The organism is Pseudomonas sp. 20P_3.2_Bac5, assembly GCF_025466035.1.
In the GTDB taxonomy this organism is placed as follows: domain Bacteria; phylum Pseudomonadota; class Gammaproteobacteria; order Pseudomonadales; family Pseudomonadaceae; genus Aquipseudomonas.
Genome location: NZ_JANLOA010000060.1, coordinates 14,284 through 32,725 on the forward strand (window position 1 = coordinate 14,284; position 18,442 = coordinate 32,725).

An 18,442-nucleotide genomic window follows, 5' to 3' on the forward strand; every position below is an offset into this window, starting at 1 on the left:
GGGCGAAGCGGCGTTCACAAACCAGCAGTGTGGTCATTGCACCTTGCGGTTGGTGTCCTCAAGGCGGCGTTGCAGCTCGCCGATCTGCCGGGTCTGCTCATCGACCAAGCGGCGCAGTTCCAGCAGGTCGCTGGCGTTCTGGTTGAGGGTGTCGCGCATTTTCTTCAGCTCGGCCACGCTGACCCCGGAGTCGTGCAGGGTGTGGCTCATGCCGGACTCGCGGTGGATGGCCGCGAGGTTGTCCGAGGACGCGGCGGAGGAGTCGATCTGAACCTTGGCCGCCTCCTCGGCCTGCACCGTCAGGCTGCCGAATAACAGGCTGCAGGCGAGGATTGCGGGGGTGAACAGGAAGCGGGTTGGCATCTCGGGGCTCCTTGTGCGGGGTCGGACGGTATAACCGGTACGACTCTGCGGGTTTCCAGTGAGTTCCCGTGAAAGGGGGGACCGCTTCGCGAGCAAGCTCGCTCCTACAGACACTGGAGCGGGCTTGCTTGCGGTGTATCAGTGCCCGCCGAGGTATGCGTTCCTCACCTCCTCGTTCACCAACAATTCCTGCCCCGTCCCGGTCATGCGGATCTGGCCGTTGACCATCACATAAGCCCGGTCCGACAGTTTCAGCGCATGGTTGGCGTTCTGCTCCACCAGGAAGATGGTCATGCCGCTCTTGGCCAGCTCCCGCAGGGTGGCGAAGATCTGTTTGACCACGATCGGTGCCAGCCCCAGCGAAGGTTCATCCAGCAGCAACAGCTTGGGCCGGCTCATCAGCGCGCGGGCAATGGCGAGCATTTGCTGCTCGCCACCGGACATGGTCATGGCGCGCTGGTTGCGCCGTTCCTTGAGCCGCGGGAACAGTTCGTACATGCGCTGCATGTCTTCGTCGGCATGTTTGTCGCCGATGGGGATGGTGCCCATCATCAGGTTTTCCTCGACGCTCATGTCGGGGAATACCCGCCGCCCTTCCGGCGACTGGGCAATGCCGTTGGAGGCGATGTAGTGCGAGGACTTGTGGGTAATGTCGGTGCCGCGATAGATGATCTGCCCGGACGCCGCCCGCGGCTGGCCGAAGATCGACATCAGCAGGGTCGACTTGCCGGCGCCGTTGGAGCCGATCAGGCTGACCGTCTCGCCCTCGTTGATGTGCATCGAGACTTTCTTCAAGGCCTGGATCGGGCCGTAGAACACGTCCAGGTCCTTCAGTTCGAGAATGGGTGCGCTCATACCAGTTCCTCTTCGTCAGCACCCAGGTAGGCGGCGATCACAGTCGGGTTGTTGCGGATGTCCTGCGGCTTGCCTTCGGCGATCACGTTGCCGTGGTCGAGGACCACGATATGGTCGGAGATGCTCATGACCATGCCCATGTCGTGCTCGATCAGCACCACGGTGATGTCGTGCTCGTCGCGCAGCACGCGGATCATCCGGCTCAGGGCTTCGGTTTCCTGCGGGTTGAGGCCGGCGGCAGGCTCGTCGAGGCAGATGATCTTCGGCCGCGTGCACATGGCCCGGGCGATTTCCAGACGGCGCTGCTGGCCGTAGGAAAGTTCGCCAGCGAGGCGGTTGGCGCAGTCCACCAGATCCACCACTTCCAGCCAGTAGAAGGCGTGGTCCAGGGCGTCGCTTTCGGCTTTGCGGTAGCCCTTGGTGTTGAGCACGCCGGCCAGCAAGTTGCGGTTGACCCACATGTGCTGGGCCACCAGCAGGTTCTCCACCACGGACATTTCCTTGAACAGGCGAATGTTCTGGAAAGTCCGGGCGAGCCCGGCGCGGTTCACCAGGTGAGTGCCGCCGAACATCTTGTAGTGCACGCGATTGATGAAGCGCTTGGGCGAAACGAAATCGCCCGGCTCGAAGCGCTCGCCGAGCAACTGGATCACGTTGGTCTTCGAGCCGCGCACGTTCAGTTCGATCTTGCCGCCGCTGGCCTTGTAGAACCCGGTGAGGCAGTTGAACACGGTGGTCTTGCCCGCGCCGTTGGGGCCGATCAGGGCGAAGATCTCGTTGCGCTTGACCTTCAGGCTGACGTCGCTCAGCGCCTTGATCCCGCCGAACTGCATCATCAGGTTGTCGACCGAGAGGATTACGTCGTCGCTCATGGCGCCACTCCTTTACGCGGGACTACACCGGTACGGCTGATGCGAATCAGGCCGCGCGGTCGCCAGATCATCATCAACACCATCAACACGCCGAACAGCAGCACCCGGTATTCAGAGAAGCTGCGCAGCAGCTCCGGGGCCACGGTCAGGACGAACGCGGCGATCACCACGCCGACGGTCGAGCCCATACCGCCGAGCACGACGATGGCGAGGATCAGCGCCGACTCGAAGAAGGTGAACGAGGACGGGTTGACGAAGCCCTGGTAGGTGGCGAAGAACACCCCGGCCAGGCCCGCGGTGGAGGCACCGAGGGTGAACGCCGAGAGTTTGACCAGCACGTGGTTCAGGCCCATGGAGCGGCAGGCGATTTCATCTTCGCGCAGCGCTTCCCAGGCGCGGCCCACGGGCATGCGGGTCAGTCGGTGCTTGATGTAGAGCACCGCCAGCACGACGAGGAACAGCACGATGTAGATGAACAGGAATTTCAGGTTGGGGTTGTAGTCGATGCCGAAGAACTCGTGGAACGGTACGCCGCCGTCCTTGGCGCGACGACCGAACTCCAGACCGAAGAAGGTTGGCGACGGTGCCGGCATGCCGTTCGGGCCACCGGTGAACGACAGCCAGTTGTTCAGCACCAGGCGGATGATTTCACCGAAGCCCAGGGTCACGATCGCCAGGTAGTCACCGTGCATGCGCAACACCGGGAAGCCGAGTATGCACCCCGCCAGCGCCGCGGCGATGGCCGCCAGCGGCAGCACGCTCCAGAAACCCAGGCCCAGGTATTGGTAACCCAGCGCCAGGCCATAGGCGCCGATGGCATAGAACGCCACGTAACCCAGGTCGAGCAGACCGGCCAGGCCGACCACGATGTTCAGGCCCAGGCCCAGCAACACGTAGATCAGGCCGAGGATGACCACGGTCAGCAGGTACTTGTTGGCGAAGATCGGGAAGACGATGGCGATGACGATCAGCGCCGGGATGATGTAGCGCAGCCGCGACTTGTAGTCCGGCGCCAGTACATGCACGCCCGAGCCACCGCTGTCGAAGCCCTCGAGCATGCGCTTGCCCGTGGCACTCTGGAAGAACACGCTGAGCACGAAGCGCCCCACCATCACCCCGCCGACCAGCCAGGCCACCCGGGCCGGTTGGGCGTTGAAGCTATAGCCATCGAGGACCACGCCGACCACCGGGCCGAACACGATCAGGGCCAGCAGGCCGGCAACAATGGTTTCCAGCAGGCTGCGTTTGATATCGAAACCGGAAGAAGCAGTTTTGGCAGTGGACATGTTCACACCTTAGCCACGAGCGGGCGACCCAACAGGCCTTGCGGACGGAAGATGAGGATCAGTACCAGCAGCGAGAAGCTGAACACGTCCTTGTAGTCGGAGTTGATCAGGCCGGCGAACAGCGACTCGGAAATACCGAGGATGATCCCGCCGAGCATCGCGCCAGGCAGCGAGCCAATCCCGCCGAGCACCGCAGCGGTGAACGCCTTGATGCCGATGATGAAGCCGGCATAGAAGTCGAAAGTGCCGTAGTTCATGGTGATCAGCACGCCGGCCAGGGCAGCCATCACCGCACCGATGATGAACACATAGGAAATCACCCGGTCGGTGTTGATCCCCAGGATCGAGGCCATCTTGCGGTCTTGCTGGGTTGCGCGGCACATGCGGCCGAGCTTGGTGTACTTGATCACATAGGTGAGCAGGCCCATGCCGGCGAACGCAGCGATCAGGATGAAGATCTTGGTGTAGGTCAGTTGGACGAAGCCGGTACCAATGTCGACGCGCCAAGCGCCTTCGAGCAGGGTCGGCACGCCTTGCTGGCGGGCGCCCTGGCTGATCTGGGCATAGTTCTGCAGGATCAGGGAGATACCGATGGCACTGATCAGCGGTGCCAGGCGGGTGGAGTTACGCAGGGGTTTGTAGGCGATGCGTTCGATGGTGAAGCCATAGACGCCAGTGACGACAACCGTGAACAACAAGGTTCCCAACATCAGCAGCGGAAAGGATTCGACGCCGAAATAGGCCAGCAATGCCAGGCTGATTGCCGCCAGGTAAGCGGAAATCATATACACCTCGCCGTGCGCGAAGTTGATCATGCCGATGATGCCATAGACCATTGTGTAGCCGATGGCGATCAGACCATAGACAGACCCGAGGGTCAGTCCATTGATCAGTTGCTGCAGGAAAATTCCATCCATAACGCAATCTCACGTATTTGAGATTGCACAAGCGCCGACTACGGCGGGCCCCGGATGAAGGGACCCTCGCAGCGCAGGGTTGTGCAGATCTACGAGAAAAGACAGGTACGGCAACCGGGCAACGGCCCGGGACACGAACGTCCCGGGCCGAGTGCCGTTGTTATTTTTGTTTTTCGAGCTGGTGGTATTTGCCGCTGGCGTCCCACTGGTAGACCACGTAGTCGGAGACGGTCAGGTCGCCCTTGCTGTCCCACTTCTTCTCGCCCATGACGGTTTTCACCGGGTTGGCCTTGAGCCACTTGGCGGCGTCCTCGCCTTTGTTCGACTTGGAGCCGTTGAACGCGGCAGCCAGCGCCTGGACCGAAGCGTAGGCGTACAGGGTGTAGCCTTCAGGCTCGGTGCCGCCCTTGCGGAACTCTTCCACCACGGCCTTGCTGTCTGGCAGCAGGCGCGGGTCAGCGCCGAAGGTCATGTACACGCCGTCGACGAACTGCGCACCGCCTGCGGTGGACACCAGTTCGTCGGTAACGATGCCGTCGTCGGACATGAACTTCACATCTTTCAGGCCGGCTTCACGCAGTTGGCGAACCAGTGGACCGGCTTCCGGGTGCAGGCCGCCGAAGTAGACGACATCGGCGCCCGCGCCGCGAATCTTGGTGACCACGGCGCTGAAGTCTTTCTCGCCACGGGTAAGGCCTTCGTACAGCACCGGCTTCACGCCGCGTTTTTCCAGTTGTGCCTTGGTCGCGTCTGCCAGGCCCTGACCGTAGGTGTCCTTGTCGTGCAGCACCACGACCTTCTTGCCCTTGAGCACGTCGACGATGTAGTCGCCGGCGACGATGCCTTGCTGGTCGTCACGGCCGCACATGCGGAACATGGCGCTCAGGCCGCGTTCGGTGACCTGCGGGTTGGTGGAGCCCGGGGTGATGGCGATCACGCCGGCTTCGTCGTAGACCTCGGAAGCAGGGATGGTGTTGGAGGAACAGAAGTGACCCACTACGCCGGCGACCTTGTCCTGGTCGACCAGACGGTTGGCCACGGCTACGGCCTGCTTGGGCTCGCAGGCGTCATCGCCTTTGACCAGGACGATCTTCTCGCCGTTGATCCCGCCCTCGGCGTTGATCTTGTCGGCCGCCGCCTGGGCACCTTTCATGTATTGCTCGCCAAACGCTGCGTTGGCACCCGTCATGGGGCCCGCGACGCCGATCTTCACATCGGCCTGTACATACGAAGAAATGCCCAGCGCCGTTGCCACGGCCAAGGCAAGAAAGCCTTTCTTGTAAAACGTCTGCGACATGTGTTGGTGCTCCTGATGTTTTTTTGGGTTGGCACTACAACTTTCAGCAACTTGTATCTGCGTCTTGCTCAGAGCAAGCGCCGTGCCATCGGTTTTTTATTCGAAAGAAACTCGTGCTCAGGTTCACCGGCAAGCGGTCGCGGGCTTTCTTTATGGGTCGTGCAACCCTCTGCAACACAGAAAGTTACACCCTAGGCCATAAATAGGCGCAACCACTCAATGCCATCATTGCAACCCTCGCGCGTGTTTACGTGCAACCGTCCTGTAACAGCATGCGTAACGGAAGTGCACATCCGTGGTGCGCGACTGCTACAGCAAGCACCATAAGAGGCTAGTCTGGGTTGGAGAAATCGCCGCTAAAGGTAGGCTGCTACCGAATGACCCGGCAGACACCGGCTTCGCCCAACGGCAAAGACTGGCACAATGAGCAGCTCTGATGGCACACGCCTGGACTGGAGCCTTATATGAGCGAAAGCGCCTTCGCCGATCGCATCGTGCAGAGCCTGCTGGACACCGATTTCTACAAGCTGACGATGATGCAGGCGGTGCTGCACAACTACCCCAACGTCGACGTCGAGTGGGAGTTCCGCTGCCGCAATGGTGAGGACCTGCGCCCCTGGCTGGGGCAGATCGGTGAACAGATCGAGCGCCTGAGCGAGATGTGCATCAGCACCGAGCAACTGGCCTTCCTTGAGCAGATCAGCTTCATGAAGCCGGACTTCCTGCGCTTCCTCGGCCTGTTCCGCTTCAACCTGCGCTACCTGAAACTGGGCATCGAGAACGATCAGTTGTTCCTCCGCCTGCGCGGCCCGTGGCTGCACGTGATCCTCTTCGAAGTCCCGCTGCTGGCGATCATCAGCGAGGTGCGCAACCGCAACCGTTATCCACAGGTGCGCCTGGAACAGGCCCGCGAACAACTGCACCGCAAGTTCGACTGGCTGCGCGCCAACGCCAGCGCCGAGGAACTGTCCGAGTTGCAAGTCGCCGATTTCGGCACCCGCCGGCGCTTCTCCTACGGCGTTCAGGAAGAAGTGGTGAAGGTGCTCAAGGCCGACTTCCCCGCGCGCTTCGTCGGCACCAGTAACGTGCACCTGGCATGGAAACTGGATATCAAGCCACTGGGCACCATGGCCCACGAATGGATCATGGCCCACCAGCAACTCGGCCCGCGGCTGATCGACAGCCAGATTGCCGCCCTCGACTGCTGGGTGCGCGAGTACCGCGGCCTGCTGGGCATCGCCCTGACCGACTGCATCACCATGGATGCCTTCCTGCAGGACTTCGACCTGTACTTCGCCAAGCTTTTCGATGGCCTGCGGCATGACTCGGGCGAACCGGTGGCCTGGGCGGAAAAAGCCATCGAGCACTACCGCAAGCTCGGCATCGACCCGATGACCAAGACCCTGGTGTTTTCCGACGGCTTGAACCTGACCCGTTCGCTGGAAATCTTCCGGGCCCTGCGCGGACGGATCAATGTCAGCTTCGGCATCGGCACCAACCTCACCTGCGACATCCCCGGAGTGGCGCCGATGAGCATCGTGCTTAAAATGACCGACTGTAATGGCCAGCCCGTGGCCAAGATTTCCGATGAGGCCGCCAAGACCCAGTGTCGCGACCCCAACTTCGTTTCCTACCTGCGTCACGTTTTCAAAGTTCCCAGCGAGGAGTAACCCATGCAAGCCGTCCAGCGAGAGATCGCGCAGCAGCTCAAGGTCCAGCCGCCGTTCGCCGACCAGGCCGCGCTCGAGGCCGAAGTGGCCCGGCGCGTCGCCTTCATCCAGCAATGCCTGAAAAACGCCGGGCTCAAGACCCTGGTGCTGGGCATCAGCGGCGGCGTCGATTCGCTGACCGCGGCGCTGCTGGCCCAGCGCGCGATCAACGACCTGCGCCAGCAGAGCGGTGACGAGCAGTACCGTTTCATCGCCGTGCGCCTGCCGTACCACGTGCAGCACGACGAACACGATGCCCAGGCCTGCATCGACTTCATCCAGCCGGACGAACTGCACACGGTGAACATCGCCCCGGCGGTGCGCGCCCTCGCCACCGAGGTCAAGGCGCTGGAAGGCGGCCAGCCGAGCCTGGTGGATTTCGTGGTCGGCAACACCAAGGCGCGCATGCGCATGGTGGCCCAGTACACCATCGCCGGTGCCCGCGCGGGCCTGGTGATCGGCACTGACCATGCGGCGGAAGCAGTGATGGGGTTCTTCACCAAGTTCGGTGATGGCGCCTGCGACCTGGCACCGCTGAGCGGGCTGGTGAAAAACCAGGTGCGTTCGATCGCACGCAGCTTTGGCGCGCCGGAGTCACTGGTAGAGAAAGTGCCGACCGCCGACCTGGAAGACCTCGCGCCGGGCAAGCCGGACGAAGCGTCACACGGCGTGACCTACGCGCAGATCGACGCCTTCCTGCACGGCGAGCCGGTGAGCGAGGAAGCGTTCGGGATCATCAAGCGGACGTATGAAAAGACGCACCACAAGCGGGAAATGCCGTTCGCGCCTTGAGGCATCGCGAGCAAGCTCGCTCCTACACAGCCCGGCATGTGCCGAACCCGTAGGAGCGAGCTTGCTCGCGAAAGGGACTTTTACTTCAGAACGATGGTGCCTTTCATCATCGAGATGTGGCCCGGGAAGGAGCAGAAGAAGCCGTAGCTTTCGCCAGCGGCCAGCTTCGAAACGTCGAAGGTAACGGCGTCTTTCTCGCCAGCGCCGATCACTTTGGTGTGCGCGATCACGCGGGTATCACCCTCTTTCAGGTAATCCTTGTCGATACCGGCGCTCAGGCCGTCGGTAGCGATTGGCTGCATGTCAGCGGCTTTGCTGATCACCAGGTTGTGGCCCATGACGTTCTTCGGCAGGTTGCCGGAGTGGGTCAGTTCGACGGTGAACTGCTTGCAGCTCTTGTCGATGGCGATTTCCTTGGTGTTGAAAGACATCTGGTCGGTGGAGTCGACGGTGACCTTGCAATCAGCAGCCATTACCTGGGCACTGGCAACGGTCAGCAGGGACACGGCAACGAACTTGGCAAACATTGTGAATCTCCATGGCAGGTTTTTTATCGAAATCAGACTGCCCTATCCAGCGCTCTGCGCTGCTGATATGGGTCAAACGTGGGACCATATCCGGGCGGTGAAATTCTTCTATGGTGTCCATCAAGACAATCAACGTGCCCATCATGCCCGTATGACGGACGATGCGACAACCTCTCAATTAGGAGTAGTCCTACATGTCCATCAGCACTTTCATGCAAAGCATGCTCGCCGCCTACGCCTGCGCCAACGCCGGCAACGTGTACGAGTTCTCCCGCCCGGAATAACACAACGCTTGGAAGACCTGCCCATGGCCCTTACTCTGTGGCGATTTTCGACCCGGAGAAAACCATGTCTCTACGTTCCGTCTGTGTATTCTGCGGCGCCAGCACCGGCGCCAATCCGGCCTACCGCGAAGCCGCGGTGGCGCTCGGCGAGGCCATCGCCCGTCGCGGTCTGACCCTGGTCTACGGCGGTGGCGCCGTGGGCCTGATGGGCATCGTCGCCGACGCGGCCATGGCGGCCGGTGGTGAGGTGATCGGCATCATCCCGGTCAGCCTGCAACGCGCCGAAATCGCCCACACCGGCCTCACCCGCCTTGAAGTCGTGGACGGCATGCACGCCCGCAAGGCGCGCATGGCCGAACTGAGCGATGCCTTCATCGCCCTGCCCGGTGGCCTCGGCACCCTGGAAGAACTGTTCGAAGTCTGGACCTGGGGCCAGCTCGGCTACCACGGCAAGCCACTGGGGCTGCTGGAGGTCAACGGCTTCTACGAGAAACTCAGCGGCTTCCTCGATCATGTGGTCGAGGAAGGTTTCGTCCGCCCGCAACACCGCTCGATGCTGCAGCTCAATCCCGAGCCCGACGCCCTGCTCGACGCACTGGACGCCTGGAAGCCGGTGGTCGCGCCGAAGTGGGTCGATCAGCCGCCCGCTTGAGCCGGCTCGTCATCGAGTGGCAGCACCGTTACCCGCACGTCCGGGTCGTGGCTGCCACCGCCGAGAATCACCCCGCGCAGCGGTGACACATCGGAAAAGTCCCGGCCCCAACCGAGGGTGATGTGTTCCAGCGCCGGCAGCAGGTTGTTGGTGGGATCGAAATCCACCCAACCCTGCCGCGGGCAGAACACCGAGACCCAGGCATGCGAGGCATCGGCGCCGATCAGCCGGGCCTGCCCGGGCGGCGGCCGTGTCAGCAGGTAGCCGCTGACATAGCGCGCCGCCAGGCCGCGAGAGCGCAGGCAGGCGAGCATCAGGTGGGCGAAGTCCTGGCAGACGCCGCGACGTCGCGCCAGCACCTCCACCAACGGTGTGGCGACCTGGGTCGCACCGGCATCGAAGGTGAATTCGCGAAAGATCTTTTCCATCAGCGCCCGCACCGCCACCAGCAGCGGCACGCCGGCACCGAAGCACGGCTCGGAGAACTCCACGAAACGCTTTTTCAGGCGGACATACGGCGACTCGAAACGGTAACGGCAGGCATCCAGGACCTCCGCCGACAGCGCCTGTCGCGAATAGCCAAGGGCGTTGCGCGCAAGTTCCCAAGGCGGTGAATCCGTCAGGCAGGGCGCAGGCCGGGGCAGCACCTCGACACGCACCCGGGTGCTGACCCGCAGCTCATCGTGCTGGTATTCCAGGGCCAACCGGGTCAACGGGTTGCCGAACACATCCAGCGCATCACGCCGTCGCGTCGGCGTGGGCGTCACGTCCAGTTGCCGCGCTTCGCAGCGCTGCCACGGGCAATCCCGCGGCCACAGGTGCACCAGTTGCTGGGCCAACGACACCGGGCTGGCGTAGCGGTAATGGGTGTCGTGAAGAATCTGGTAACGAACGCTCATCAGGCGGACACCGTCTGCTGGCTGATATCGACATGGGCGAAGTGACGCAGGGCCAGGCGGTCCGATACCGCCTCGCTGGCCTCGGCGATTTCCGTGAGCAGCGCCGCCAGCCCGTCGAGCACCGCGCGCACGCTGGTTTCACCGAACAACGGGTTTTCCAGGCTGTGCAGGTCGAAACGCTGCAGGCGCACGGCAAGCTGCGCCAGATCCGCCTCCGGCGGGCTGCCAAAGGATTCTTGCAGACGCCCCAACGAGCGCAGCAGCGCCTTGAGCTGGAACAACACCGCGTGGGGGTTTTGCTCATCCAGCAGGAGCAGGTCCAGCACCGGCACCCGCTGCGCCACCGCCAGGTAACGCGAGCGATAAGTGATGCTGCTGTTGGCCAGTTCCAGCAGCCACTCCAGCCCCACCTGATCGGCGTCTCCCGGCCCGCGCAGGAAGCTCGCCAGGCTGCTGCTCAAAGCGTAGACGCGCTCGATGCGCCGCCCCGTCATCAGGAAGCGCCAGCCTTCGTCGCGGGTCATGTCATCCAGGGCGAAACCAGACAGCGCCGCCAGCGCGAGAATCAGGCGGTTGAGGAAGTCCAGCAGCTCGGCGAAATCCGCTGACAGATCATCGAGGCTTTGGGCTTCCCGTTGCAGCTCCACCAGCGCCTGCCAGTTCTCCCGCGAAAGCTTGCCGCGCACCTGCCCTGCCGCCCATTGCAGACGCTGAAGGTTGGCCCGCAGGCTGAAACCCCACGCCGGGTCGAGCAATGCCGTGCGCAAACGCGCGTCCAGCGTACCCTCGGCGGGCAACAGCGAAAGCTCCTCGGCCAGGGTCACGGCGGCATCCAGCGCTTGCGGCGAGTCGCCGTCAAGATAACCGCTCAGGAGAATTCGCAGCAGCCGCGCGCTGGCATCACAACGTTCGCAGTAGCGGCCAAACCAGAACAGGTTCTCCACCACCCGCGAGGGCAGATACGGGTCCTGGCGGATCAGGTCGGCCACGCCGAGGCTGCGACTGGCCTGCCATTGCTCGCCTTGAGCGGCGACCTCGCCGAGCACCCAGGTGTCCTTGCTCGCCCCGCCGCGCTGCATCGAGACCACCTCGGCATCCGCCTGCGCCGCCACCCGGGTCAATCCGCCCGGCAGCACCCGGTAGCCATCGGCACTGGCCACGGCATAGACGCGCATGCCCACCGGGCGCGCCTGCAAGTGATCGGCCTGCCACACCGGCGCCTGGGAAAGTTGCGCCAGTTCCTGGGCGACGTAAGCGTAAGGGCGCGCCCGCAGACGCCCGACCAGGGCCTGACGCTGGGCGTCATCCAGATCTCGCCCCAGCAACGGCTGGAAGCTCTGCGAAGGAAACGCCGGCTTGAACAGCAGTTCTGGCAGTTTTTCCACCGCCTGCTCCAGCGCCGCCGGCTCGCCGCACCACCAGGTAGCGATGGACGGCAGGCTCAGTTCTTCGCCGAACAGGCGCTGACTGATGGCCGGCAGGAAGCCAAGCAAACCGGGCGACTCCAGCACCCCGCTGCCCAAGGCATTCGCCACCAGCACCCGCCCCTGGCGTACCGCGTCCAGCAGGCCCGGCACACCCAGGGCCGAGTCGGTGCGCAGTTCCAGTGGGTCGCAGAAGTCGTCATCGAGCCGGCGCATGATCGCGTGGACCCGCCGCAGGCCGCTCAGCGTCTTGAGGAAGACCGTACCGTCGCGCACGGTCAGGTCGCTGCCTTCCACCAGCGGATAGCCAAGCTGGCGGGCCAGGTAAAGGTGTTCGAAATAGCTTTCGTTGAAGCGCCCCGGCGTCAGCAGCACCACCAGCGGCGCTTCCCGCTCGCTGGGCGCCAGTCGCGCCAGGCTCTGCTGCAGCGTGCGGAAAAAGCCGGCCAGGTGCTGCACATGAAGGTCGCGGTACAGCTCGGGAAAGGCGCGGGACACCACAGTGCGATTTTCCAGCGCATAGCCGGCACCGGACGGCGCTTGAGTGCGATCCGCCGTGACCCACCAACGGCCATCGGGGCCACGCGCCAGATCCGCGGCATAGACATGCAGGAAGGTCTGCTCCGGCACCGAAATGCCCTGGCACGGCCAGAGAAAATTATTGTGCCCATGCACCAGCTCGGCGGGCAGCAGGCCTTCGCCAATCAGCTGTTGCGGGCCATAGATATCCGCCAGCACCGCGTTGAGCAGGCGAGCACGCTGCGCCACGCCCTGGCCAATCGCCTGCCACTCGGCGGCGGGAATGACCTGCGGCAACAGGTCCAGCTCCCACGGCCGGTCGGCGCCGTCGGGGTCAGCGTAGATGTTGTAGGTGACACCGTTTTCCCGCAGTTGCCGGTTCAGCAGCGCCTGGCGCTGGGCCAGTTGCGCCGGGCTGCTGCGCTGCACATGGGCGTACAGCGCCTGCCAGTGCGGACGCACCGCGCCATCGGCGGCAAGCATCTCGTGATAGGTCGCGGCGCTCGGCGAAGAACGATCCGGCAGGTCAGCCATGGCAGTGCTCATTTACGGGCAGGGTGTCTCGGCGTCGTGCGCCAAGTGTTTTTGCACAGAAACGCGGCAAGAGTTATGCCACCGGGGCTTGCGCCGAGCATTCATTGAACATGAACAAAGGCCGGCGCACCAGGCGCCGGCCTTATGAAAGACAATGCACTGAACCAGTGCCTTGCAACGCCTCATGGCGGGGCATGTCATCCACAGGCCCCACCATGGACATCAGCGCGGCACAGCCGGCTGGCGAGGCTTGCGCGGGCCTTTGCCTTTGGCGGCGTCTTTGCGCGCCTTGGCGGCTTCCTGGTTGCGGGCGAAGGCGGCAGCTTTGGCCTCCTCGCGCTTGTCCCACGGTTTGCCGCCGTCGCTGGCACGCGGTGGCAGGCCGGTGTGCTGGGTCAGGATCTTCTGTTCCTTGCCCACCTTGTGGCTGCCCGCCGGGGTGGAGTTCTTGCGTCGGGCGCTCTGGTAGCTGTCGGTCGCCGGCTGGTGGGCCGGGATCAACTGATTCTTGCCCGAGCCGATCAGGTCGGCGCGGCCCATGCGTTCCAGCGCCTCGCGCAGCATCGGCCAGCCCTTCGGATCGTGATAGCGCAGGAACGCCTTGTGCAGGCGGCGCTGCTCATCGCTCTTGACGATGGTCACGCCTTCGCTCTTGTACGTGACCTTGCGCAGCGGGTTCTTACCCGAGTGGTACATGGCGGTGGCCGAGGCCATCGGCGACGGGTAGAACGCCTGCACCTGGTCAGCGCGGAAGCCGTTGCCCTTGAGCCACAGGGCCAGGTTCATCATGTCTTCGTCGGTGGTGCCCGGGTGCGCAGCGATGAAGTACGGGATCAGGTACTGCTCCTTGCCCGCCTCTTTCGAGAACTTCTCGAACATGCGCTTGAAGCGGTCGTAGCTGCCGATACCAGGCTTCATCATCTGGTTCAGCGGGCCTTCCTCGGTGTGCTCCGGGGCGATCTTCAGGTAACCGCCGACGTGGTGCGTCACCAACTCGCGCACGTACTCCGGTGATTCCACCGCCAGGTCGTAGCGCAGGCCCGAGGCGATCAGGATCTTCTTCACGCCCGGCAAGGCACGAGCACTGCGGTAGAGCTTGATCAGCGCCGAGTGGTCGGTGTTCAGGTTCGGGCAGATGCCCGGGAACACGCAGGACGGCTTGCGGCAGTGGGTTTCGATCTCGGTGCTCTTGCAGGCGATGCGATACATGTTCGCGGTCGGCCCACCGAGGTCGGAGATGACGCCGGTAAAGCCGGGCACCTTGTCACGAATCTCTTCGATCTCGCGGATGATCGATTCGTGGGAGCGGTTCTGGATGATCCGGCCTTCGTGCTCGGTGATCGAGCAGAAGGTGCAGCCGCCGAAGCAGCCACGCATGATGTTCACCGAGAAACGGATCATTTCGTACGCGGGAATGCGTTCCTTGCCGTAGGCCGGGTGCGGGACCCGTGCGTAAGGCATGCCGAAGACGTAATCCATTTCTTCGGTGGTCATCGGAATGGGCGGCGGGTTGAACCAGACGTCCACTTCACCATGCTTCTGCACCATCGCCCGGGCGTTGCCGGGGTTGGTTTCCAGGTGCAACACGCGGTTGGCGTGGGCATAAAGGACGGCGTCGTTGCGCACTTTTTCGAAGGACGGCAGACGGATCACGGTCTTGTCCCGGGTCATCCGCGGGCTGTCCAGCAACTGGACCACCTTCGCTTCGTTCGGGTCTTCGACCTCGCCCTTCTCCTGCTCGATGGCGCAGGCCTGGGTGTCCTGGGTGTTGACGTACGGGTTGATGATCTTGTCGACCTTGCCCGGACGGTCAATGCGGGTCGAGTCGAACTCGTACCAGCCTTTCGGCGTGTCACGACGAATGAACGCGGTGCCGCGCACGTCAGTGATGGTCTCGATCGACTCGCCAAACGACAGGCGCTGGGCCACTTCGACGATCGCGCGCTCGGCGTTGCCGTAGAGCAGGATGTCGGCGCTGGCGTCGATCAGGATCGAATGACGAACCTTGTCCTGCCAGTAGTCGTAGTGAGCGATGCGGCGCAGCGACGCCTCGATGCCACCCAGAACGATCGGCACGTTCTTGTAGGCTTCCTTGCAGCGCTGGCTGTAAACCAGGCTGGCGCGGTCAGGTCGCTTGCCGGCCATGCCGCCCGGGGTGTAGGCGTCGTCCGAACGAATTTTCTTGTCGGCGGTGTAGCGGTTGATCATCGAGTCCATGTTGCCGGCGGCGACGCCGAAGAACAGGTTCGGCTCGCCGAGCTTCATGAAGTCGTCTTTCGACTGCCAGTTCGGCTGGGCGATGATCCCGACGCGGAAGCCCTGGGCCTCCAGCAGCCGGCCGATGATCGCCATGCCGAACGACGGATGGTCGACGTAGGCATCGCCGGTCACGATGATGATGTCGCAGGAGTCCCAGCCGAGCTGATCCATCTCCTCCCTGCTCATTGGCAGGAATGGCGCTGGTCCGAAGCATTCGGCCCAGTACTTGGGATAGTCGAAGAGTGGTTTGGCTGCTTGCATGTCAGTGACCGGTTTTTTTGGATGCAGGAAAAATCGCGGGCGCGGAATATAGCACAAAAATTGACCAATTCCGACGCTGCAGGTCGGAATTGATCAGGGGACGATTTTATTCGTCGTCGTCGAAGTTGTAGCTGCCTGGCGCAAGGTTCTCGAAGCGGGTGTACTTACCAATGAACGCGAGGCGGATAAAGCCGATCGGGCCGTTCCGCTGCTTGCCGATGATGATCTCGGCAATGCCCTTGTGCTCGGTTTCCGGGTGATAGACCTCGTCCCGGTAGACGAACATGATCACGTCGGCGTCCTGCTCGATCGCTCCGGATTCCCGCAAGTCGGAGTTCACCGGGCGTTTGTTCGGGCGTTGCTCCAGGGAGCGGTTGAGCTGCGACAGGGCAATGACCGGGCAGTTGAATTCCTTGGCCAGGGCCTTGAGCGAGCGGGAGATTTCGGAAATCTCGTTGGTCCGGTTGTCGCCGCTGGAACCCGGGATCTGCATCAACTGCAGGTAGTCGATCATGATCATGCCGACCTCGCCGTGCTCACGGACCAGACGCCGGGTTCGCGCGCGCATCTCCGACGGACTGATGCCGGCGGTATCGTCGATGAACAGCTTGCGGTCGTTGAGCAGGTTGACCGCCGAGGTCAGCCGCGGCCAGTCGTCGTCGTCCAGTTGGCCGGAGCGCACCTTGGTCTGGTCGATGCGGCCGAGGGACGAAAGCATCCGCATGATCAGCGATTCGCCTGGCATCTCCAGGGAGTACACCAGCACCGCTTTGTCGCTACGCAACACGGCGTTTTCCACCAGGTTCATGGCGAAGGTGGTCTTACCCATCGACGGACGACCGGCGACGATGATCAGGTCAGCCGGCTGCAGGCCGCTGGTCTTCTCGTCCAGGTCGGTGTAGCCGGTGGACAGGCCGGTGATGTCGCTGTCGGAGTTGAACAGCGTATCGATGCGGTCGATGGCCTTGGTCAACAGGTCGTTGACCCCCACCGGGCCACCGGTCTTGGGCCGCGCCTCGGCGATCTGGAAGATCTGCCGCTCGGCTTCATCGAGGATTTCCGCGGCGTTGCGCCCTTGCGGGTTGAAGGCGCTGTCGGCGATGTCGTTGCTGATGCTGATCAGTTGGCGCAGCGTCGAGCGCTCGCGAATGATCTGCGCGTAGGCCTTGATGTTGGCCACCGACGGGGTGTTCTTCGCCAGCTCGCCGAGATAGCCCAGGCCGCCGATTTGCGAGCTGAGGCCCTCTTTGTCGAGCTGCTCGTGCAGCGTCACGACGTCGAAGGGGACGTTCTGGTCGACCAGCTTGTGGATCGCCCGGAAGATCAGGCGGTGGTCATGGCGGTAGAAGTCGCCATCGGAGACTTGATCGAGCACTCGCTCCCAGGAGTTGTTGTCCAGCATCAGGCCACCGAGCACGGCCTGTTCGGCCTCGATGGAATGCGGCGGAACCTTCAGGGCGGAGGTTTGCAGATCATATTGCTCTGGGGCGGTTATCTCGTTCATGGCCACCTGGAAATCTGGGTGTTGAAAAAGACAAAGGGCACGACCTGCAATGCAGGATCGTGCCCGATGTTAACCGGCTGACCCCAAGGGAGCCAGCAGGTCGATACAGCTTAGGCTGCGACGACGACCACGCGAACGGTGGCTTCAACGTCGCTGTGCAGGTGCACGGCAACGTCGTATTCGCCGACGTTACGGATGGTGCCGTTTGGCAGACGAACTTCAGCTTTGGCCACTTCAACGCCGGAGGCGGTCAGGGCGTCAGCGATGTCGTGGGTGCCGATCGAACCGAACAGCTTGCCTTCGTCGCCAGCGGTGGCAGTGATGGTCACTTCCAGCTCGGCCAGTTGGGCAGCGCGGGTTTCAGCCGAAGCTTTCTTGTCAGCAGCAGCTTTTTCCAGCTCGGCGCGACGTTCTTCGAACGCGGCCAGGTTGGTAGCGGTAGCGGCGACAGCCTTGCCGAATGGCAGCAGGAAGTTACGGCCGTAACCCGACTTAACTTTAACTTTGTCGCCCAGGTTGCCCAGGTTGGCGACTTTTTCCAGCAGGATCAGTTCCATTTGGTAATAACCTCTTAACTTTTAACCTTCACCGTTCGCGGAGCCGTTGTCGGCGTCACTTGGGGACGCCCCGCGTCCGCGAAAATCAATCAGGCTGTCGACAATGGCCAGGACCACGAGCAACGGATAAATCAGCTGCATGAACAGCAGCAGTGTCACGTACAACCCGACCAGCCAGAACTTCGCCAGTCGTTTCTGCGCCACCAGGCCATGAATCACGGCCAGTCCGGCGAAGAGCAGCGGGATGGTGCAAAGCGGTGTCAACATCGCCAGTTCGGTACCGAAATTCGGCCCCACCAGAATGATCACCAGCAGCCCCAACGCCACCGCCAGCGGCAGTCTCACGGCGCGAAACTCGCGACCGAAGCCTCCCGGGTTATACAACGCTGCTTGCCAGTAGCGACCCAACATCAGGGCCAGCACACTGACAGCTTGCAACAATGCCGCAATCAGGCCGGTAAGCACTGGTGCGATCAGCCCCTCAAGTCGGGCCCGTTCTTCTACCTTCAACTGCTGGTAGATCCCCTCGAGCATCTGCGGGAGGATCTTGGCGATCCCCTGCGCAAGCGACTCGATCGGTTCACGGAACACCGAACCCAGAGCGACGCCATACACCAGGCCCAGGGCGATGCTGAACAACAGCACCCGATTCCAGGACTGCCCGGCGCGCAACAGCGCAGCCAGACCCAGCGTGCCAAGCAACACCATCAAGGTGCGCGGCTCGCCGAAAAACCACCAGGCCAACGCCGGCAGCAATGCCCAGGCAAGGACACCGGAGGCGTCCTTGAAACCGCGCCGCAGGAAGATCAGGCTCCCGGCGGCGGCACTCAACCAGAACAACAGCGGCAATGCCGCACAACCGACCACTACGAGAGTGGCCTGCACGCGACCGCGCATGATGAAATCAGCCAGGGCACGCATGCAATTTATC

The 18,442-nt window shown here is 62.8% G+C and carries 16 protein-coding genes; 3 read left to right on the forward strand and 13 right to left on the reverse strand.

Annotated elements, in window-relative coordinates; all coding sequences use genetic code 11:
• Positions 1-33: 33 nt before the first annotated feature.
• The 6 genes from NTD88_RS09680 to NTD88_RS09705 all read right to left on the reverse strand — a co-directional run bounded on the left by NTD88_RS09680 (position 34) and on the right by NTD88_RS09705 (position 5,590).
• The gene (locus NTD88_RS09680) at positions 34-363 is read right to left on the reverse strand and encodes a hypothetical protein (RefSeq protein ID WP_095155989.1); all 330 of its coding nucleotides are present in this window, start codon (positions 361-363) and stop codon (positions 34-36) included.
• Positions 364-501: 138 nt separating this feature from the next.
• The gene (locus NTD88_RS09685; RefSeq protein ID WP_095155988.1) at positions 502-1,218 is read right to left on the reverse strand and encodes an ABC transporter ATP-binding protein; all 717 of its coding nucleotides are present in this window, start codon (positions 1,216-1,218) and stop codon (positions 502-504) included.
• On the reverse strand, positions 1,215-2,090 hold the full coding sequence (locus tag NTD88_RS09690) for an ABC transporter ATP-binding protein (protein WP_095155987.1): 876 nt from the start codon (positions 2,088-2,090) through the stop codon (positions 1,215-1,217). The genes NTD88_RS09685 and NTD88_RS09690 overlap by 4 nt, the downstream gene beginning before the upstream one ends.
• Positions 2,087-3,376, reverse strand: coding sequence for a high-affinity branched-chain amino acid ABC transporter permease LivM (gene livM / locus NTD88_RS09695; RefSeq protein ID WP_095155986.1), 1,290 nt, complete (start codon positions 3,374-3,376; stop codon positions 2,087-2,089). Before livM ends, NTD88_RS09690 begins: the two co-directional genes overlap by 4 nt.
• 2 nt (positions 3,377-3,378) lie before the next feature.
• The gene (locus NTD88_RS09700) at positions 3,379-4,293 is read right to left on the reverse strand and encodes an ABC transporter permease subunit (protein ID WP_095155985.1); all 915 of its coding nucleotides are present in this window, start codon (positions 4,291-4,293) and stop codon (positions 3,379-3,381) included.
• 160 nt (positions 4,294-4,453) lie between these two features.
• Entirely contained in the window at positions 4,454-5,590 is a 1,137-nt protein-coding gene (locus NTD88_RS09705; protein WP_262129929.1) for a branched-chain amino acid ABC transporter substrate-binding protein, read from the reverse strand.
• 464 nt (positions 5,591-6,054) lie between these two features.
• Between NTD88_RS09705 and pncB the strand changes: the two genes are divergently transcribed.
• Together pncB and nadE are read left to right on the forward strand one after the other, a co-directional pair.
• Positions 6,055-7,260 carry a nicotinate phosphoribosyltransferase gene (gene pncB, locus NTD88_RS09710; RefSeq protein WP_095155983.1) on the forward strand — a complete coding sequence of 402 codons (1,206 nt, stop codon included), beginning with the start codon at positions 6,055-6,057 and terminating at the stop codon, positions 7,258-7,260.
• 3 nt (positions 7,261-7,263) lie between these two features.
• Positions 7,264-8,091 carry an ammonia-dependent NAD(+) synthetase gene (nadE, locus tag NTD88_RS09715; RefSeq protein ID WP_262153524.1) on the forward strand — a complete coding sequence of 276 codons (828 nt, stop codon included), beginning with the start codon at positions 7,264-7,266 and terminating at the stop codon, positions 8,089-8,091.
• A gap of 80 nt (positions 8,092-8,171) precedes the next feature.
• On the opposite strand, the gene azu is transcribed toward nadE, so the two are convergent.
• Entirely contained in the window at positions 8,172-8,618 is a 447-nt protein-coding gene (azu, locus tag NTD88_RS09720) for an azurin (protein ID WP_095155981.1), read from the reverse strand.
• A 348-nt stretch (positions 8,619-8,966) separates the two neighbouring features.
• On the opposite strand from azu, the gene NTD88_RS09725 reads away from it, so the two are divergent.
• The gene (locus NTD88_RS09725) at positions 8,967-9,554 is read left to right on the forward strand and encodes a TIGR00730 family Rossman fold protein (RefSeq protein WP_095155980.1); all 588 of its coding nucleotides are present in this window, start codon (positions 8,967-8,969) and stop codon (positions 9,552-9,554) included.
• Here NTD88_RS09725 and NTD88_RS09730 read toward each other — a convergent pair.
• From NTD88_RS09730 to NTD88_RS09755, 6 genes are all read right to left on the reverse strand, one after another.
• On the reverse strand, positions 9,539-10,453 hold the full coding sequence (locus NTD88_RS09730; RefSeq protein ID WP_262153525.1) for a transglutaminase family protein: 915 nt from the start codon (positions 10,451-10,453) through the stop codon (positions 9,539-9,541). The genes NTD88_RS09725 and NTD88_RS09730 overlap by 16 nt on opposite strands.
• Positions 10,453-12,930, reverse strand: a complete 2,478-nt coding sequence (locus NTD88_RS09735) for a circularly permuted type 2 ATP-grasp protein (RefSeq protein WP_262153526.1) — start codon at positions 12,928-12,930, stop codon at positions 10,453-10,455. The genes NTD88_RS09730 and NTD88_RS09735 overlap by 1 nt, the downstream gene beginning before the upstream one ends.
• A 222-nt stretch (positions 12,931-13,152) precedes the next feature.
• Positions 13,153-15,450, reverse strand: coding sequence for a YgiQ family radical SAM protein (locus tag NTD88_RS09740; protein ID WP_095155977.1), 2,298 nt, complete (start codon positions 15,448-15,450; stop codon positions 13,153-13,155).
• 106 nt (positions 15,451-15,556) lie between these two features.
• Entirely contained in the window at positions 15,557-16,954 is a 1,398-nt protein-coding gene (gene dnaB / locus NTD88_RS09745) for a replicative DNA helicase (RefSeq protein WP_095155976.1), read from the reverse strand.
• A 110-nt stretch (positions 16,955-17,064) separates the two neighbouring features.
• A complete protein-coding gene (gene rplI / locus NTD88_RS09750; protein WP_095155975.1) occupies positions 17,065-17,511 on the reverse strand; it encodes a 50S ribosomal protein L9 in 447 nt (148 codons plus the stop codon).
• Positions 17,512-17,532: 21 nt separating this feature from the next.
• The gene (locus NTD88_RS09755; protein ID WP_095155974.1) at positions 17,533-18,432 is read right to left on the reverse strand and encodes a hypothetical protein; all 900 of its coding nucleotides are present in this window, start codon (positions 18,430-18,432) and stop codon (positions 17,533-17,535) included.
• Between the last annotated feature and the right edge of the window lie 10 nt (positions 18,433-18,442).

Coding starts and splice junctions, on each gene's coding strand:
- NTD88_RS09700 (WP_095155985.1), bottom strand. CDS start 4,293: ATGGATGGAATTTTCCTGCAGCAACTGATCAATGGACTGACCCTCGGG.
- pncB (WP_095155983.1), top strand. CDS start 6,055: ATGAGCGAAAGCGCCTTCGCCGATCGCATCGTGCAGAGCCTGCTGGAC.
- NTD88_RS09740 (WP_095155977.1), bottom strand. CDS start 15,450: ATGCAAGCAGCCAAACCACTCTTCGACTATCCCAAGTACTGGGCCGAA.
- nadE (WP_262153524.1), top strand. CDS start 7,264: ATGCAAGCCGTCCAGCGAGAGATCGCGCAGCAGCTCAAGGTCCAGCCG.
- azu (WP_095155981.1), bottom strand. CDS start 8,618: ATGTTTGCCAAGTTCGTTGCCGTGTCCCTGCTGACCGTTGCCAGTGCC.
- NTD88_RS09680 (WP_095155989.1), bottom strand. CDS start 363: ATGCCAACCCGCTTCCTGTTCACCCCCGCAATCCTCGCCTGCAGCCTG.
- dnaB (WP_095155976.1), bottom strand. CDS start 16,954: ATGAACGAGATAACCGCCCCAGAGCAATATGATCTGCAAACCTCCGCC.
- livM (WP_095155986.1), bottom strand. CDS start 3,376: ATGTCCACTGCCAAAACTGCTTCTTCCGGTTTCGATATCAAACGCAGC.
- NTD88_RS09690 (WP_095155987.1), bottom strand. CDS start 2,090: ATGAGCGACGACGTAATCCTCTCGGTCGACAACCTGATGATGCAGTTC.
- NTD88_RS09725 (WP_095155980.1), top strand. CDS start 8,967: ATGTCTCTACGTTCCGTCTGTGTATTCTGCGGCGCCAGCACCGGCGCC.
- NTD88_RS09755 (WP_095155974.1), bottom strand. CDS start 18,432: ATGCGTGCCCTGGCTGATTTCATCATGCGCGGTCGCGTGCAGGCCACT.
- NTD88_RS09705 (WP_262129929.1), bottom strand. CDS start 5,590: ATGTCGCAGACGTTTTACAAGAAAGGCTTTCTTGCCTTGGCCGTGGCA.
- NTD88_RS09730 (WP_262153525.1), bottom strand. CDS start 10,453: ATGAGCGTTCGTTACCAGATTCTTCACGACACCCATTACCGCTACGCC.
- NTD88_RS09735 (WP_262153526.1), bottom strand. CDS start 12,930: ATGGCTGACCTGCCGGATCGTTCTTCGCCGAGCGCCGCGACCTATCAC.
- NTD88_RS09685 (WP_095155988.1), bottom strand. CDS start 1,218: ATGAGCGCACCCATTCTCGAACTGAAGGACCTGGACGTGTTCTACGGC.
- rplI (WP_095155975.1), bottom strand. CDS start 17,511: ATGGAACTGATCCTGCTGGAAAAAGTCGCCAACCTGGGCAACCTGGGC.